Annotated in this window: 13 protein-coding genes; 4 read left to right on the forward strand and 9 right to left on the reverse strand. The window is 37.2% G+C overall.

Translation table 11 applies throughout. The annotated features are described in order from the left end of the window. The 3 genes from E7Z79_RS00005 to E7Z79_RS00015 form a co-directional block, all read right to left on the reverse strand. Positions 1-2,882, reverse strand: a 2,882-nt coding sequence (locus E7Z79_RS00005; protein WP_303737969.1) for a right-handed parallel beta-helix repeat-containing protein, incomplete at its 3' end; no start/stop codon positions are given. A gap of 231 nt (positions 2,883-3,113) precedes the next feature. Continuing rightward, the gene (gene leuS / locus E7Z79_RS00010; protein ID WP_303737970.1) at positions 3,114-5,969 is read right to left on the reverse strand and encodes a leucine--tRNA ligase; all 2,856 of its coding nucleotides are present in this window, start codon (positions 5,967-5,969) and stop codon (positions 3,114-3,116) included. Positions 5,970-5,979: 10 nt separating this feature from the next. Beyond that, entirely contained in the window at positions 5,980-6,768 is a 789-nt protein-coding gene (locus E7Z79_RS00015; protein WP_369693412.1) for an NAD+ synthase, read from the reverse strand. Positions 6,769-6,830: 62 nt separating this feature from the next. Between E7Z79_RS00015 and E7Z79_RS00020 the strand changes: the two genes are divergently transcribed. Beyond that, the gene (locus E7Z79_RS00020; protein ID WP_303737971.1) at positions 6,831-7,226 is read left to right on the forward strand and encodes a nuclear transport factor 2 family protein; all 396 of its coding nucleotides are present in this window, start codon (positions 6,831-6,833) and stop codon (positions 7,224-7,226) included. Between the two features lie 47 nt (positions 7,227-7,273). On the opposite strand, the gene E7Z79_RS00025 is transcribed toward E7Z79_RS00020, so the two are convergent. After that, the gene (locus E7Z79_RS00025) at positions 7,274-8,869 is read right to left on the reverse strand and encodes an AarF/ABC1/UbiB kinase family protein (RefSeq protein ID WP_303737972.1); all 1,596 of its coding nucleotides are present in this window, start codon (positions 8,867-8,869) and stop codon (positions 7,274-7,276) included. 16 nt (positions 8,870-8,885) lie between these two features. Then, a complete protein-coding gene (locus E7Z79_RS00030) occupies positions 8,886-9,383 on the reverse strand; it encodes a DUF308 domain-containing protein (RefSeq protein ID WP_303737973.1) in 498 nt (165 codons plus the stop codon). Positions 9,384-9,736: 353 nt separating this feature from the next. Between E7Z79_RS00030 and E7Z79_RS00035 the strand changes: the two genes are divergently transcribed. The 3 genes from E7Z79_RS00035 to E7Z79_RS00045 all read left to right on the forward strand — a co-directional run bounded on the left by E7Z79_RS00035 (position 9,737) and on the right by E7Z79_RS00045 (position 12,655). Next, positions 9,737-10,027, forward strand: coding sequence for a hypothetical protein (locus E7Z79_RS00035; protein WP_303737974.1), 291 nt, complete (start codon positions 9,737-9,739; stop codon positions 10,025-10,027). A gap of 519 nt (positions 10,028-10,546) precedes the next feature. Beyond that, positions 10,547-11,467, forward strand: a complete 921-nt coding sequence (locus tag E7Z79_RS00040) for an ATP-binding protein (protein ID WP_303737975.1) — start codon at positions 10,547-10,549, stop codon at positions 11,465-11,467. 174 nt (positions 11,468-11,641) lie between these two features. Then, the gene (locus tag E7Z79_RS00045; RefSeq protein ID WP_303737976.1) at positions 11,642-12,655 is read left to right on the forward strand and encodes an ArsA family ATPase; all 1,014 of its coding nucleotides are present in this window, start codon (positions 11,642-11,644) and stop codon (positions 12,653-12,655) included. A gap of 29 nt (positions 12,656-12,684) precedes the next feature. On the opposite strand, the gene E7Z79_RS00050 is transcribed toward E7Z79_RS00045, so the two are convergent. The 4 genes from E7Z79_RS00050 to E7Z79_RS00065 form a co-directional block, all read right to left on the reverse strand. After that, positions 12,685-13,026 carry a hypothetical protein gene (locus tag E7Z79_RS00050; protein WP_303737977.1) on the reverse strand — a complete coding sequence of 114 codons (342 nt, stop codon included), beginning with the start codon at positions 13,024-13,026 and terminating at the stop codon, positions 12,685-12,687. Between the two features lie 107 nt (positions 13,027-13,133). Next, the gene (locus tag E7Z79_RS00055) at positions 13,134-16,097 is read right to left on the reverse strand and encodes a hypothetical protein (protein ID WP_303737978.1); all 2,964 of its coding nucleotides are present in this window, start codon (positions 16,095-16,097) and stop codon (positions 13,134-13,136) included. A gap of 124 nt (positions 16,098-16,221) precedes the next feature. Beyond that, positions 16,222-16,863 (reverse strand): cobalt-precorrin-7 (C(5))-methyltransferase, encoded by a 642-nt coding sequence (locus tag E7Z79_RS00060; RefSeq protein ID WP_303737979.1) that lies wholly within the window; start codon positions 16,861-16,863, stop codon positions 16,222-16,224. A gap of 1 nt (position 16,864) precedes the next feature. Continuing rightward, positions 16,865-17,248, reverse strand: coding sequence for a helix-turn-helix domain-containing protein (locus E7Z79_RS00065; RefSeq protein ID WP_303737980.1), 384 nt, complete (start codon positions 17,246-17,248; stop codon positions 16,865-16,867). Between the last annotated feature and the right edge of the window lie 24 nt (positions 17,249-17,272).

Consider the following 17,272-nt stretch of genomic DNA (forward strand, 5'->3'; position numbering starts at 1 on the left):
TTTTCCCGGTCATCATATAAGTTGTTAAGTGATATTGTCGCACTGTTGGATTTTAATGTAGTGTTCAGGAAGTACCAATTATTTAATTGGGCATTCACTTTAGGAGTGCTGTTAAAGTTGTCTGCAGTGTTTCCCCACCAGTTGTAATCCAGATTGTTATTGTTATGGTTTTTAATGTATACATCATAGGTGGATTTTGGATTTGCAAAAATGCTGTCTTTAACGGTTAATGTATATTGACCGGATGTTGCATAAATCATTTTGTCGATATCATTGTCAATGAAAGAACATCTGTTGATAAGCACGCTATCTGTAACAGACCCTCCATCGTTGTCAATAAATATTACTCCCTCATCATTATAATAACCATGATTTGAGGAATAGAAAGTACAATTGTTGAAAGTGACGCTTTTTGCACTTTTAATAGTGACAGCATAGTCCAGAGCATCGACAAAATTGATGTTATTGAATGTTACGTCTGCAGTTTCTTCATCGATTATCAAAATTGAGGCATATTCGGCACCATCAATTGCATGGCCGTTACCGTTTATTATCAGGTTTTTATTAATAATGATACCGCTTGCAACATCCATATCCTCTTTAGATTTGAATTTATAATCATTTTCTAAAATGAGCACGTTTCCGGTTTGGGCTATTATCTCATTAAGGTGGGTAAATGAATTACTGGTTATTGTGCTATTGCTTTCTGTGTTATTTTCCACTGTCACAGGTGTTGTTTTAAGGTAAAATGCAGCATTTGATGCAGCGGAGTTATTTATAAATGCAGTGTTGGTAAGATTACAGTTTGCACTTGAGAAATATGCTCCTCCAGCCACATAATCAGCTTCATTTCCAATAAATTCACAATTGTCGACAGCACAAGTTTCTGCGTCAATGTATAATCCTCCACCATTGCTTGCATAGTTATTTATAAATTTTGAATTTGTAATCACGGTTTTTGAATTGATATAGCCCGCACCACCATCATTTTTACTGTTACAATTTTCAAATGTTGAGTTATCAATAATGTTTGCTGTGCTTTGGGTAGAATATAACTTAACAGCGGTAGCTTTAATGTTTTCAAATTCACAACCGGAAATAAATGTTATCTTATTTGAGTTTATTGCCTCTCCTGTGTTTTCAAAAGTACAGTTTATAAAAGTAATCTGGTCATTGCCGGAAGACATGCCTCTTATTGCAGTTTCCTTCACGTTTATAATATTTAAATTTTTGACTGTGATGTTTCTTCCGCCTGCAAAGTTAAAGATGCCGTTGACACCCTTACATCCGTCAATTGTATAGCCATTTCCGTTTATTGTAAGGTCTTTATCAACGGTAATCGCATTTCTATCGTCGAGGGAGGAGTAGAACTTATAATCATGAGTTAGATTTATCTCATTTGAGGCTTTTGATATCTCATGTTTCAGTAGGGTTAATGAATCATACTCTCCAGCATGGGTTATTTTAAGGGAGCTGATAAGTGCACCGTTATAAAAAATTGATACAGTACCTTCCTTACCATCCAATGCAGTATAATTAAACGGTGTTGAAATTTTATTGGTGAATGTGATGTTTGTTGGATTTAGGTTACTGTCACTGAATTGGACTTGAAATGTTACAGGTTTTCCTTGAGGCATTTGTAAAAGAGTATCGTCGGATTTGAGAAACATGAGTTTTAATTCAACAGTATCGCCCAGCCTCACTTCTTTAGGTATTGTCGGGACATAAATATACCTGGAAAAAATTTGGCCATATATTCTCACTGTTTGGTATCCGGTAACAATAAATGGTTCATATCTGGTTTGATAGCCGTATCCAGATCCAACGAATCTCTCAGGGATTTCATTAGATTTTGTACCGTCCAGCCAGAGATTATACGATAAGCCTGCGGATTTATCACCGTTTTTAACATTTCCTTTTATATCAGGAGTGCAAAAAATTGATTCCTCTATTTTGTTAGGACCGTCACAATAAATTAAACCATAATCCTCATCGGTTTGAGCAGCACCAAAGAAACATTTTTTAACACAAGGACTATACATGGTGTCTTCAAAATAGACAATTCCCATTTTAGCAACATTGTTCTCAAAGATACAGTTCTCAACAAGAAACTCATTTTTTAAACTAATTATTTTGTCGGTGTCATATCCTTCGTTGGATGTGAATCTTCCATTATTTTCAAAAATACATCCAGTCATGACATTGTTGCCTGATCCGTAAAATATTTCTGCTCCCTTTGCAGAATTGTTTCTAAAAATACAATTGGAAATTGTATTTTCTTTGATTCCTGCCAATGACAATACACTATGTGAATTGCCTTCAAAAATACAATTTTCAATTTTGCAGCACGCAGTACTATATTCAAAAGATACTGCATAAGAGCTAGAACCTGAAGTTCCGGTAAATCCTGTAATTCGCAAATTTTTTAAATAAACTGCACAATTTCTGAATACGAATGCATTTGATTTTCCTGCACAGTCAATCGTATGCCCATTTCCATTAATGTTGATATTGCTGTCAATGACTATTGCGTCCTTAGGACCCTCACTTCTATAATTCTTATATAAAACGACATTATTAAAGTTTGTAGTGAGTATATTCCTTAACTCACTGAATGTGCCCCATTCACCTGATTCGCCATCATCCAATATGTTTTCCTGTTCTTCATCCGTTGCATACAATACGCTTTCCGGTTCTTCATCAGTTGTATTCAATATGCTTTCCTGTTCTGCATCAAAATCTGCAGTTTCAGTAATGCTCTCTTCAGTAATATCATTTGCAATAGTGTCTGTCGAGTTTAAGTCACTTGCAGCAACCGCCGAAAGTGAACATAAAACAGAAAATAAAATTAAAAAGATAACAATTGCCTTATTTTTACTCATTGTTTATGCCTCATTTAAATTCTAATTGTAATATATTTCTTTAATTAATATATATTAAATTTAGTTTATTTTTTTAAATGAGTTAGAGGGGGGGTATAAATTTTTTTGCAAATTTTTAAAAAAAGAAAGGAATTGCAGATGGAAAACCATATGCATAATATTTTTCAGTATCTGCGATTGTTAATATTCGTTAAGTTAACAAAAAATAGAAAATAGATGGAATAATTTGAATTATTCCATAAAGATTGCAGGTTTGTAAGGCATTGCGTTTTTAGCCTTGTTTTGTGGGTCGTATGAGTCATCGGTGTGGATAATTACTTCATTGCCGCTTTCCTCTTTGATGTAGTCAAGTGCATCGGTTAAGATTTCCTCTTCGTTGATCTTGCCGATGTAGCGGGTTTTGGTTATTTCCTTACCGATTTTTTTGGCCACCATTGCTATTTCCTTTTTGTCGTCATAGATATTGGTGCCGATGGCTCTTCCCATAATCTGGCCGATGTCAGGTTTTCCTACTTCATCAGCTATTTTGTAAAGGTCCCATTTCCAGTCAGGGGCAAGGTAGATGTGAATCTTTTCAACTTCATCTCCAACCATCTGCTTGATGTGGGCGATATCCTTGATGATGTTTTCAACCAGTGACTCTGCCTTTTCGATTTTTATATCCATAAGGCTTTCGTCAGCTTCAGGCCAGCTGGACTGGCTTACAAATCCTTCTCCACCATATTTGGACCATAATTCCTCACAGGTGTGTGGAGTGAATGGTGCTAAAAGCCTGATCCATGCTTCAAGGACAGTTGACAGCACGTAAATTACTGCAGGGTCCTGTGCATCGATTATGTGTTTTACACGGTACAGGTAGTGGTCAACATCCTTTTTAAGAAGGAACAGTGAATCCTGTAATGCCTGTCTTGTCTGGAAGACTTCCAAAGCTTCTGTTGCATTTTTGATGTGTTCGTTTAGCTGGCTGATCATCCATAAGTCAATGGTACGGGTCAGTTCCACCTCTTCGATGTTGCTTAAGTTTAATGGTGAACCTTTTATCTCTTCGACTCTGGCTGCAAAGTCCCTGAACCATTCAAGTCTTCTTTTTGTTCCAAGAACTTCCTTTTCCCTCCAGTCGAAGTCCTGCCATGGTTCGGCGGAAGCCATCAGGAAGAGCCTTACGACATCTGCGGTGTAGTCCCTGATTGCGTCTTTTAAGAGGATGACGTTACCTTTTGAGGAAGACATCTTGTTTCCTTCCAGAAGTCCCATACCGAAGACTACGGTTCCCCTTGGCCATTTTTCTTTTGGATATATTGCGCTGTGTGCAAACATCAAAAAGCTCAGGTGGTTACCTACCAGGTCCTTTGCGGACAGTCTCCAGTCTAATGGGTACCAGTAGTTGAATTCATCCTGAATTTCCTGTACTTTTTCTGCAGGAACGGTAATTTCGCCTGAATCCTTGTTCAATAAAACTTTGTCAAAGAATGCAGGGGTCAAATCATCCGGATTCATGTCTTGTAGGTATTTTGCAATTGCATAATAGGACATGTAGATTGTAGAATCGGTCAATGGCTCGATCAGCCATTGGTTGTCCCATGGAAGTCTGGTTCCAAGTCCCACTTTTCTGGAACATGCCCAATCGTCCAGCCAGTTTATGTAATAGTCAAAATTATTTTTGATTTCCTTTGGAATGATGGTTTCGCCTTCAAGCACTTCCAGGGTCTTTTCGGTCCATTCCTCATTTCCGTATTTCATGAACCATTGGTCATCCATGATTTTGACGACACAGTTGTTTCCGCATCTGCACACTACTGGCCTTTCGGCAAAGTCATACATGATTGTTGCCATGTTTTCGGCTATTAATTTCTCTTTAAGCTCTTCACGTGCAAAGCGAACTTTCATTCCACCAAAGTCAGGAATGGATTCGATGATTGTACCTTTACTGTGCTGCTGCTTGTACAGCTCATTGGTGGCTTCATGCAGCTTTTCATCGTTTTGGTCAGTAATTCCTAATCTTTCGATTATGTCTGCTGCAGGGATTTCCCCATAGCCCTTAAGGGTACATACCGGAATAGGTTCCACGTTTTCAATGATGCCGCCTAAATTGTATTTGGCTATCATTTCATCGTTTTTCTTTAGGTCCTGAAGTGCAATGTAGTCTGCAGGTGCATCTGCAGGTTCGGAAAATACGACACCGCTTCCGTAGGATGCGCTAACAAAGCTTGCAGGGAAAATTGGCAGTTCGTCTCCGGTGAATGGATTTTTAGCCATTTTTCCTATTAATTCATTAGGGTCAATTTCAGATATGATGTCCAAATCCTTGATTTGGTTGGATAAATTATAGTGAGCTTCTTTTGTAATTACCCATTTTTCGCCTTCGGCATTAACCAAGACATATTCGACATCAGGGTTCAGCCAGATGTTTGTTGCCCCGACGATGGTTTCAGGCCTAAGGGTTGCGGTAACTAAAATCTTATCTTCAATTGGGAATTTCAATAGTGTCAGTTCATTGACGCCTACTCCTTCACCTTCGAGCAGATCGTGGTCTCCAACAGGGTTGTCACAGTTCGGACAGTATTTGACAGGGTGCTCTCCTTTCTGAACCAATCCCTTTTCATATAATGTGGTTATCTGCCATTCGATGAATTTCCTGTAGGTCGGGTCGATTGTTCTGAATTCCCTTCTCCAGTCGATAGAATATCCCATTTCGTCCATCACTTCATGGTATTCTGTTGAGAAGTATTTCACGATGTATTCAGGGTCTTCAAGTTTTGGCAATGTTTCTTTTGGAACTCCGTGGACTCTGTGGTACAGGTCAAGTGTCCAAGGGTCTTTTCTTTGAATCCTGTCAGCTATTCCGATAACCGGTGCACCGGTAACGTGCCATGCCATTGGGAACAATACGTTGTAGCCTTCCATTCTTTTGAACCTTGCATAAACATCAGGCACGGTATAAGTACGGCCGTGGCCTATGTGCATTGCTCCACTAGGGTATGGAAAGGCAACGGTAAGGTATAGTTTTTCTCGCTCGTCAGGGTTTGATTCGAATATTTTCGCATCAGCCCATTTCTTCTGCCATTTCTTTTCAATATTTTCGCTCACTAAATCACCATTATAATATTTTTTTAGGAATTTCAGGAACTTTGCTTTTGTGTTCGCTCCTAATTATTTTATTGATAATCATATTAACGTCATCAACTGAAATGTCAAGTCTTTCAGCTATTTGGGTATTTTTCATATCCTTTTCAGTAAAGAGATATAGGATTTCATCAAGCAAATCGTAACTCATTCCAATTTCTTCCTCATCGCTCTGGTTTTCCCAGAGGCCTGCCCTTGGAGGCTTTCTGATGATTTCCTCTTGGATGTTCAGGTATTCGCTTAACTTGTAAACTTCACTCTTGTATAGGTCTCCAATCGGTTCCATGTCGCATGCGCCATCTCCATGCTTTGTGAAATAACCAATCAGAATTTCGCTTCTGTTACCTGTTCCACTGACAAGGTAGTTTTTAGCGTTTGCATAATAATAAATGATTGACATTCTGATTCTTGCCTTGAGATTTCCTATTGCAAGATTATCCTCTTCAAGCCGTGTCAGGTATAGATATTCATTCAAAATGCTGTCGATAGCTATTTCTCTGTATTCGATACCTAATCTTTGTGCTGTTTCGATTCCATGAACAGTGTCTTCAGCCGGTGTTGTAGCGGACGGCATGACAATTCCAAATACATTGTCCTTTCCAACTGCCTCGCATGCAAGATAGGCTATCAATGTCGAATCGATTCCTCCGCTCAAGCCGACTACAATCCCGTCGGTTTTGGACTCGGATACTTTTGATTTGATGAATTCAACAATTGTGTCCTTTGTTTTTTTGCAGTTTATTTCCGGAATTTCGCTAATGATTTCACCAGCCTAATCATTCATACAGTAAATAATATGTACTTATTAATTTATATATTAATATCATGTCTGATGTAGAACTATTTTGTGAGAAGTCATTTTCCGGTGCAGACCAGGAAATCGTTGATAGCTTTGTCGAGTTTCAAAATGCATTGATTGAAGCCGACACAAAAAAGCTGGATGAAATCCTTTCAGATGATTTCAGAATCACTCAGGCTCCAAACAGGTCTCAGGATAAAAATGAATTCATCTCTGAGATTGGTGACGGTTCCATGGATTTTTCAAAATCCGATATAATGGATCCTACAATTCTGTTTGATGATGATGAGTCAGCTTCCTTAATATCCAAAGTCAGGTTGACTGCCAAGGTCTACGGCAGGGAACTGAGATGGATTTCCGATACAGTGGCCAATTTTAGAAAAACAGATGGAATCTGGCATGTTATCGGATGGGACAGCTAATTTTAAAAAAATAATAATTGAGGAAAAAATTCCTCATAATTTCTATCTTATTTTAAGACAAATCTTTTAAGGCCGATAATACTTAGGATAATGGCTATTATATACCCGATCAAAGAAATTAAAGGCATATCAAATACCATCGGTCCGAATGAAACGACTGAAGATCCGATTATAAGTGCGGATATCAATGCGACTATTGTAACCTTATCGGTAATGTCGACTTCAAACCTGAATTGCAACTCTTCATTGTCGATTTTGTGGATTGTCCTTGTGAGAAGTTTCGGCAGGGACTGAAGCATATGCTCATATAGGATGAGGTTGCTTTTTTTGCCTTTTAACATCTGCTTAGGGCTGAGCCTTTGTTTTGCAATTTGTTTTGCAACAGGTTTGATTGATGCGAAAACATCGATTTCAGGGTCAAGATTGTGGGCAATTGCTTCAATCATTGACAGGCCTCTTGCCATTGTGACGACTTCATTTGGAAGAATCACGCCATATTCCTGCATAAGGTTTAGAAGTGCCTCTAAAACTCCATCGAAACGGTTCAGCTGAACTCCGAAGTATCTTCCGAAGAGGTCATTGAGGTCCCTTCTTAATGAAGAGGTATCAATGTCATAATCCAATATGTCCATGTACATCAGCTGATTTATCAATCCGTCAACGTCCTGGTCCATGAACAGCAATATCACTTCGGAAAGGTCATGCTTGAATTTTTCATCGAAGAATCCCATCATACCCAAATCAAGATAGCACACTACGTTGTCTTCAAGAATCATCACGTTTCCCGGATGCGGGTCTCCATGGAAAAATCCGTCTATGAACAGCTGTTGGAGATATGAGTCAAGGACATTTTTTGCCAAGAGTTTTTTGTCGAACTCATCGCTGGTGCTTTCATACACGTCATTTAATTTGGTACCCTCAATGAATTCCATTGTCAATACTTTTGAGGAACAATATTTGGCGTAGGTGGCCGGAATGTGTATGGCTGGATTTTCAACGAAATTCATTTCAATGCGTTGCATGTTCATGAATTCATTGTTGTAATCGATTTCCTTATGAATTGAACGGTCAAACTCGTCCATTATTCCCGGAAGGTTAAGTTTCCTGAGATTTGCATTCAATTTGTCAGTACGGTTGGCAATATATTTCAATATCCTTATGTCAAGGTCAATCTTGTCGGTGATGCCTTCTTTTTGGATTTTGACTGCAACTCTTTCACCGGTAATCAATCTTGCTTCATGAACCTGTCCGATGGATGCGGTAGCTAAATGGTCATGTTTAAATTCTTCGAAAAGCTCATCAATGTTTCCATTAAGTTCCCTTTCGACTATTGCCTTGACCTGCTCGTATGTTATTGCCGGATTGTCGTCCTGCAGATTTGCAAGCTCCTCCGCAATCCTTTCCCCAACGATATCAGGTCTTGTACTTAACAGCTGGCCAAATTTGATGAATGTGGTTCCCAATTCCTGAAGCATCAATCTTAGCTTTACGGGAATTTCATCATCCAGCAAAAGTTCATTGGCTGCAGCATCGTCTTTTCCGCGTATTTTGTTTTTTGCTGTTTGGCCTAAAATTTTATCGAAGCCATATTTTTTTACGGCTGCTCTAATTTCGCCCAAACGTTCTTTAGTTTCCTTATCCATTATATCACATTAATATTTAACTTTCAACGATACTTGATGCAAAGAATGTTATTCCTTCCATAATAAGACATATTCCTACAAGGATTGCTGTATATAACGGCTGTGCGATTGAAAATGTTGCTAAGAAGAATGCCACTATACCTAAGATTAAAATCAATACTGAGGTAATTCTTGATATTGAATTGAATCCGAAAAATATGCCTGCAATACCTGCAAATATCATTACAAATGCAATCAAATAGAATATGTATCCAACTAGGAATGATAATGCATCTATTTCATAAATAAACAATATTCCGAATAGTATTGCACAGATACCAAGCAATATCTTGATTGCTGAAACGTGGGCCATCATGCTCCACACTGAAAATCCGTCAATAATTGAAGCAAATCCGAATGCTATCAGGCAGATTCCTGCGATCCATGATACAGCTGCTGCGCTGTACATTGGGTAAACTATGAAAAGCAAACCCAATATTATAAATATAATTCCGAGTAATTTCCTATAGTCCATAATTAAATCACCTTTTTATATATGTATATATTTTTTGTGTCACCACTATTAAATTTTAAGTTAAATTCTTAAATTATGGAAAGTATCCATTAAAAGTAAAAAAATAATATAAGCATGTTACTGTTTGATTGCTTTGTATTTTGTTCATGATTAAGTTCTTTAATTGACACTTATAAATGATTTTTAAAGAGATTTAAATATTGAAACATTGAAATGGTAATATAAGTTACCTGAACTTTGGGTTTGAGGGACATTCTTGAGATTAGTTAAATGCCTAGGGTCAGGGATATAAAGGAAATGAGAGTATGAGTGTGAATAATGATCAAAATCAAACAATAAAGGAAAAGATTAGGATGGCTTTTTCATTATCGGAGGATTCCGCTTCTCATGAGGAGATTAAGGAATGTCTTTTGGATGGTGGAAAAATCACCGGAACCAACATGTGTGTGCTTGTATGTGCGATGATAATCGCTTCTGTCGGTCTAAATATGAGTTCAACTGCAGTAATTATCGGGGCAATGCTGATTTCGCCTATAATGGGCAGCATTCTTGCTTCCGCATATGGAAATGTGTCAGCGGATTATCCGCTATTTACAAACCATATGATTGGCTTTGGAATGCAGATTGCAATCTATATTTTATAGTTAATTTAATATAATAATATGTAAAGTATTCCTTATTGAATATTTAATGGATTCAAAATACGTATTGAAGTTGAAAAATTATTCTTTAAATTAGTTGTAATCTGTAACTCTGTGTAATTGTCGGAGGGACTATGCAAATTGTAAACTTAAATATTATTTTTAGTTTGAATAACCTTAAGTTTTATTCTAATATGGAATACTTATTCTATAATTGAATAACTTTTATAATTATTCTAATATGGAATACTTATTCTTATAATGAATAACTTTATATGGAGAAAATCTTCGTGAAGATGAATTCTACAATTGGGTTGCAGAAACAGATAATCTTAAAAGTCTTTTAAACACTACATCTAATGGAAATGCACCACAAATTTTGTTAACTGGCCTTAGGGGCGTTGGAAAACAGTATTTCTTAAAAAAATTAAAAAAGAATTGGATGATGACTATCTTGTGGTATACATCAATTTTTCCAAGGCCGAATGTTATCAAAAAAGAAACATGTCTGTAAGGGGACTGATGGAATTTTTCTTTAAGGAATTATTGATTGAGGCTAAAAATAAGAATTTAAATACATTGGATAAAAAAATAGAGAAATACTTTAAGGTAAATGATTTCAAAATCAAGGAGTTCATACAAATTGACAAGTTCCCGATACCTATTTTCGGCAGCAAAACCAATGTTGAAAAATTAATGGATTTTGTTTTAATAATGCCTGAAAAGATTCATGAAAGCAATTCTGATAAGATAAAGGGGGTTTTGATTTTTATAGATGAGTTTCAAATCATTAAGGAATTGGATGATTATAAGGAATCATTTTTATGGAAATTAAGGAGTTATGTACAAAATCAGAATTATGTATCTTATGTTTTTTCTGGATCAATGAGTATGCAGGACGAATTGATTTCAGAAATTGCAAGTCAAAGAGGGGCATTTGGAGGCAGGATGCTTACAATCAACATATCTCCATTTAGCAAGGAAACTGTTAAAGCATATCTAACACAAGAGGCTCCGAATTTAAAATTTTCCGATGAAGGATTTGACAGGTTTTTTAAATGCACTTCGGGGATTCCTGCATATGTTAATATTTTTGCAACACTGCTTCCAAAAGATATTGAACTGAATGAAAATATTGTAAAATCGGAATTTGAAGAAAAAATTAAGGTTATTAATTCTCATTTAATTGTAATCTGGGATAAATTAACGCTACGTGAACAATACATAATAATTTCTTTAATTGATGGGCCTTTAAAAAGAAACGAAATTGCAAAAACGCTAAATGTTACTACCGGTTCTATTAGCAAGCCTTTGGTAAATCTTCAACACCAGGAATTGGTTATTTTAGAGAATAATTTTTACTATTTATCTGAGCCAATTCTTAAAAGATGGTTAGAATTGGAATTTGATAAAACTGGGACTTATCCATTTAGATTAGATTAATTTTTTCTAAAAGTAGGGTGGTATCGTCCAATTCTCGCACAAGTGTTTATGTTTGCCCATGTTATAAATCACAGTGTTAGATTGTAATGTTCTATAATAACTAAATTTATATACTATAAGGAATTAAAATAACATTTAGTAAGTAAAAGCATGTTTATTTAAGGAGGTTTTTATTTGGCATTTAAAGATTATTTCAAATTCAACAAGGACAAGACAACATTCATTTTCATAGGGGGAAAAGGAGGAGTCGGAAAGACTTCAGTATCCTCCGCCACTGCATTATGGCTGGCTGAACAGGGCAAAAAAACATTGATTGTATCAACTGACCCTGCACACTCTCTATCCGATTCATTGGAAGTTCCAATCGGCAGCTACCCACGTGAAATCAAAACCAACTTATTCGCAGTTGAAATCGACCCTGATGTTGCAATGGAACAAAAGCAGGCACAACTGGAAGCCCAAAAGGCAGCAAATCCTGATGATAGCGATAGCCTGTTTGGCATGGACTTTTTGTCCGACCAATTGGACATGGTATCATCTTCACCTGGAGCAGATGAGGCCGCAGCATTTGAAATGTTCATGGGAGTAATGAATTCAGATGAATTTGATGTTGTGGTGTTCGATACAGCACCTACAGGACACACCTTAAGATTATTGTCCTTCCCTGAAGTAATGGACTCATGGGTGGGCAAGATGATGATGCTTAAGGCAAAACTAGGTTCAGCAACAAATGCACTCAGAAAAATCATGCCTTTCATGGATGAAGTCGATGATCCTCAAACATCAGAGGACTTGAAAAGGACAAAAGAGCAAATCGACCAGGCAAAAGAGGTATTGTCTGATCCTGACAGGACAACCTTCAAGATGGTCGTCATTCCTGAGGAGATGTCAATCTATGAATCCGAAAGGGCCCTGGAAGCTTTAGGCAAATATGACATAACTGTCGACAGCGTCATTGTAAATCAGGTGATGCCTGACATCTGTGACTGTGATTTCTGCCACTCAAGACACAAGCTCCAGCAAAAGAGATTGGCCTTAATCGACCAGAAGTTCCCTGACCAGCACATTGCTCAAGTGCCATTGTTCAAGGATGAGGTCAAAGGTCAGGAAAAGCTATTGAAATTGGCACACATCCTCTATGACGATGAGGACAACGACGAAGTCGTTCAGGAAGCTATTCAATTGTAAAAAAAATTAAAAGTTAAAAATTTTAACTTTTAATCATTATTTTTTCTTAAAATCCAACTAATCAGCTCGACAATCAATATTAGGAATATGAATATTGCAGAGTCAATAAATAATGCTTTATGGTAGAATGTCTCGTAAATGAAGGACACTACATAACAGATAATGAAAATTATTGATATGGCCCTGAATATCTTGCTGATTTTCTCATTTTCATATTTCTGTTTGAATTTTAAAAGTATTGCAATTATTATTACTCCTAAGAGCAGTGCTCCAAACATTAAATGAGCAACAATCGGGATTTTTAAAGCTACTGAACATATGGTGTATGCTATTATTATAATTATTCCAAATATTAACTCACTTTTCTCCATTTTATTTCTCCTTTAAACTTTTAACAATGTAATATATTTTTGATATTTATCATATTTTTTTTCATTCTAAAAAAAGTTAAAATAAGATTATTTTAACTTTTCTTTCCTCACAATGGGTAAGGAACTTCATAAATCTGGTATTTTCTTGGAATATTGCATGCGGTCCATTTTTCTTCAGTAAAATACTGGTATGTTTCGCTTTTTGACAGTTTTTTAGTATATCCGTCGCCGACATATAATGCATCGTTCCTGTTTAGGCTTCCATCCGGATTTATTGTGACTTCAACATAATCATATGTGCCGTCATCTTTTGGGATGTTGAAGAACTTTTTGCCCTGCATATATCCGTCTCTGGTGAATGCAACATGTTCATACGCCCAATGCCAATCTTTTTTATCAACGAATTTATTTTTTATATAATTTCCAGCTCCATGTATTCCCATCATTGTTCCAATGGTGCTTGCAAGACCTAATGTCAGGCTTCCGGTCACAATCTTTCCGGCAATTCCCGTAACCAGATTGCTGACCATATACCCTGCCACAGTCAGCGGGTGAATCTTATTCATAATATTGTCAATGATATTTCCGCTGGATCTTTTGATTTTTGCATAGGTGTTTCCGATGCCGCTGATTATGTCGACTGGGGTTGTTCCTACACTGCAGCAGTCACAGGATGTAGGGACTAGTGAGCCTTTGTATGCAAAATCATCGTCAATTATTATCGCGTTGGATATTCCGCTTGTTGAATTGATGACAATTGTGGCATTGCTTCCGTCTTCACATAGAATATAAAACATTTCTCCAATCTGAGCAATGCTGAATTTATTATTTTCAACGGATTCGTAAAGGCTGTCTAAAGAATTTGTCAGATTGTTTGAATATCTCTCGGCAACTGGATTCAATACATAACTTTCAATATTCGGCAGGTAAAACGAGTTCATCAGTCTAAACATTGCTGAATTTTGGTTATTTCCGGCAACATTCATTCCCATATCTGCGTTTAATATGTGAAGATAGGTGTCATCAAAGTTGATTCCTCCAAGTATTGTTGTTGTCCTTTTACGGTCCCATTTTACATTGAACTCCTTTGCATAATTGTCGGCTATCTCGTCTGCAAGCCATGCTGTTTCAAGGCCCGCCAGAAACATTCCATAGATGTTCATTATTCCGATTCTTGAAAGGTATCCGGAATTCACCTTTAACCATTTATCCAGGGTGGCATAGGTTACCTTATTGTTGATTATGGCATATGACTGAAGCACTTCAAAGCCTCTGACAACGTTATATAAATCACTGCGACCATAGCTTATGCTTTCACTTTTTTCAAGCTCTTCAATTCCATTGACAATCAATTTTGTTTTGATGTCCTCTCTGGATATGCTTGGCATGATCGAGTTTCTTGAATCGTCATATATGACGCTTTTTCCCGTATTTGTAAACATGATGCTTTCGGCATTGTTCATGGTTAGCTGGTCGTAGTTGTTATAATTGATTTCATAGGCATTCTTTTCATATAATTTTCCCAAATTGCTTCTGAGGCCTACCTCATCATAGCTGCCGGTGAAAAACAATATCCTTGCCTTTATCAAGTCGTTCTGCAAGTATGTGATGATTTCGATGTCATCCCGATGCTTGTCCATAGTCAATCCGAAGAGGTCCGCATCGCACTGTGTCGTACTTCTGAATTCGATTTGTGTATAGTCATTTGCCTTTGAAATCAGCACTCCGTCACCCTTTAAATTGGCCTTGTTGTAATCGCTTTTGAGACTGCTTCCGTCAAACGGCACAAGATATGTTTTATAGCAGATCACATTTGCATCAATCCCCGGCTGCGGAGCTGTGGAGAACAGGTAATGTTTGGTTTCGCTTATGTGAATTGCAAAAACATCCTTTTTAGGCAATTTTATTATTCCGTCATTTCCTGTTTTCAGGGTGTAGGCGGAATTATGGAAAGCATATGGGACGGTTACATTGACATAATCCGGAATCATGGTAATGTGGCTGAAGGATGCTGTTTTCATTACTGCATTGACTGTTATATGATTGGTATGTACAAGCCCTTCATATTCGGTTGTAATACTGTACTTTCCGGCCGGCAGGTCTATTGTCTGTGCTGCAATACCTTTCGAATCGCTTTTTGGAGTGTATGTTTTGCCGTTCACTTTCAATGTCACTTTCTTATTGGGTGAAACCTTTCCGTTGCTGTTCAGCACTTTGACTGTGAATTTGCTTCCGTCCTTTTCGTCCATTGTCAGATCCCCTGTTTCAAGGATTGTCCTGATTGTTATCTTTTTTGTGATTGTTTCGGAGGTTTTGGAGTTGATAGATGAAATGCTGTAGGTTCCGGGTTTCAAATCTATAGCCAGTTTTCCTTTGCCCTTTTTGTTGGTTTTAACGCTATGGCTTTTGCTGCTCAATTTGAATTTGATATTGGTATTTTTAAGGAGTTTTCCTTTCTTGTCATAAAATGTTGCGCTATATGATGCCTTATTTTTATAGTATTTTGAAAAGTCACCCGCTTTTATTGTGCTTTTGATTGTTACGGTACTTTTGACGCTGTTCTTATGATAGTTTTTCGTTTCGTCAAATGTGGTTGTTACAGTATATTTACCGCTTTTCAGGTTAAGGTTTATCGATGCTTTTCCTTTCGAATCGGTTGTTTTGGTGTAGGTTTTTCCATCTATGGTAATTTTCACTTTGGATTTTTTCACTGCTTTTTTCAATTCGTCCTTGACCGTAACAGTAAGTTTGCTTCCGTCCTTGTAGTGCATCTTCACATCCGGAGCCTTTATGTTCACTTTCAGTTTGCTGTCGGTTATTGGACTTGCATATGCCTTTTTGGAATTGCCTGCTTCTATCTTCTCATTGCTGAGACTAGCCTCAAGCTTTTCCATATTTTCGCAACCTGCCATGACTTCATCCTGGCTTTCGGGAGAAATCTGGCAAATTTCGTCTTCTGGTTGTTTGATTGTCTGTTGCAATGTTTCATTGTCCATTTCCTCTGCCGAAGCGGTTCCAATAAGCAAAAAAAGTAGGATGATGAAACATATGGTGTTTATTTTAATGTTCATGATATCTACCTTCTGTCAATTTTTCTGTCTAATTGACGGTTAAAGTATGATATCTAGAACATATAAACTTTGATATTAAAATTAAATAGTAAATTGCTTTTATAATGAATTTTTAAGAGCAATCCTATGGATATATGACAATTATGCACATATAAGTAAATTCGCTGCTGGCGATTTCGCTTAAAGTGGCTGAAACAATTTTCTCATCCGGATAGCTTAGGCGTTCACAGACGGTCACTTTCCTGTCCTCTTCAACCCCATTGTCAAGCAGGAACTGTGCCATGTCCTTGACTTTTCTTGATGGAAGTGCAATGGTTGTCTTGCCGTTGTTTATGACCGGAAGGATGTCTTCTATGTTTTCACGGCCGTGGAAGGTCATCACATTGGCATTGTCCCATTGGATGTGGCATTCTGCAGCAGCAAGCTGAAGTGAACTGATTCCCGGAATAACCTCGATGTTCTCTTCGGGAAAATTGTTTTCATCCGAAAGCCTTAGGACGGTATTCAAAACGCCTGAAAAACCTGGATCACCGGTTGACAATATTGACACGGTGTTTCCATCAGCTGCCAGTTTGACCCCTTCCTCCAATTTGTCCAGCAGATCCTTGACGTTAAATGCGATTTTTCCTGGAGCGTCATCAAACAGGTCAATCGCACGAGTGCTTCCGACAGTGTAATCGCTCATTTCAACGGTATCGATTGCTTTTTTTGTCAAATATTCGCTGGAACCAGGTCCAATTCCAATGATATAAATTTTACCGGTCATTTTAATCATCAATTCCTAATCTTTCTTTGAAATCATTTTTCAGGGATTCTCGAGTTTCAAGAGAATAGCTGTTGTTGTTTTCATCATGCAGCGTAAACATGGCCAATTCATAGATTATCCTGTTCATGGATTTGCCATATTCAGTCAAATAGTACTCGGTAGTGACTGGAGTCGTGTTCAGAACCTTTTTTTCAATTAATCCGTTTTCCTCCAGTTCCTTAAGGCAATTGGATAATACCTTATTGGATAACTTGGGTTTGTCCTCTTTGAATTCTTTGAAATGCTTTTTGCCAAAAAACATGTCCCTTATTATCTGAATGCTCCATTTTTTGTTAATCAGATTTAAAGTCCTATCCACCGGGCAAACAACTTTGTCTGTGTTCATAATTAAAAGTTGATTTAATTTCTA

This window comes from Methanobrevibacter thaueri (genome assembly GCF_015062905.1).
Lineage (GTDB): Archaea > Methanobacteriota > Methanobacteria > Methanobacteriales > Methanobacteriaceae > Methanocatella > Methanocatella thaueri_A.

Excerpts from the sequence above, each read along its gene's own strand:
- E7Z79_RS00020 (WP_303737971.1), top strand. The coding sequence starts at position 6,831 with ATGTCTGATGTAGAACTATTTTGTGAGAAGTCATTTTCCGGTGCAGAC.
- E7Z79_RS00025 (WP_303737972.1), bottom strand. The coding sequence starts at position 8,869 with ATGGATAAGGAAACTAAAGAACGTTTGGGCGAAATTAGAGCAGCCGTA.
- E7Z79_RS00030 (WP_303737973.1), bottom strand. The coding sequence starts at position 9,383 with ATGGACTATAGGAAATTACTCGGAATTATATTTATAATATTGGGTTTG.
- E7Z79_RS00035 (WP_303737974.1), top strand. The coding sequence starts at position 9,737 with ATGGCTTTTTCATTATCGGAGGATTCCGCTTCTCATGAGGAGATTAAG.
- E7Z79_RS00040 (WP_303737975.1), top strand. The coding sequence starts at position 10,547 with ATGGAATTTTTCTTTAAGGAATTATTGATTGAGGCTAAAAATAAGAAT.
- E7Z79_RS00050 (WP_303737977.1), bottom strand. The coding sequence starts at position 13,026 with ATGGAGAAAAGTGAGTTAATATTTGGAATAATTATAATAATAGCATAC.
- E7Z79_RS00055 (WP_303737978.1), bottom strand. The coding sequence starts at position 16,097 with ATGAACATTAAAATAAACACCATATGTTTCATCATCCTACTTTTTTTG.
- E7Z79_RS00060 (WP_303737979.1), bottom strand. The coding sequence starts at position 16,863 with ATGACCGGTAAAATTTATATCATTGGAATTGGACCTGGTTCCAGCGAA.
- E7Z79_RS00065 (WP_303737980.1), bottom strand. The coding sequence starts at position 17,248 with ATGAACACAGACAAAGTTGTTTGCCCGGTGGATAGGACTTTAAATCTG.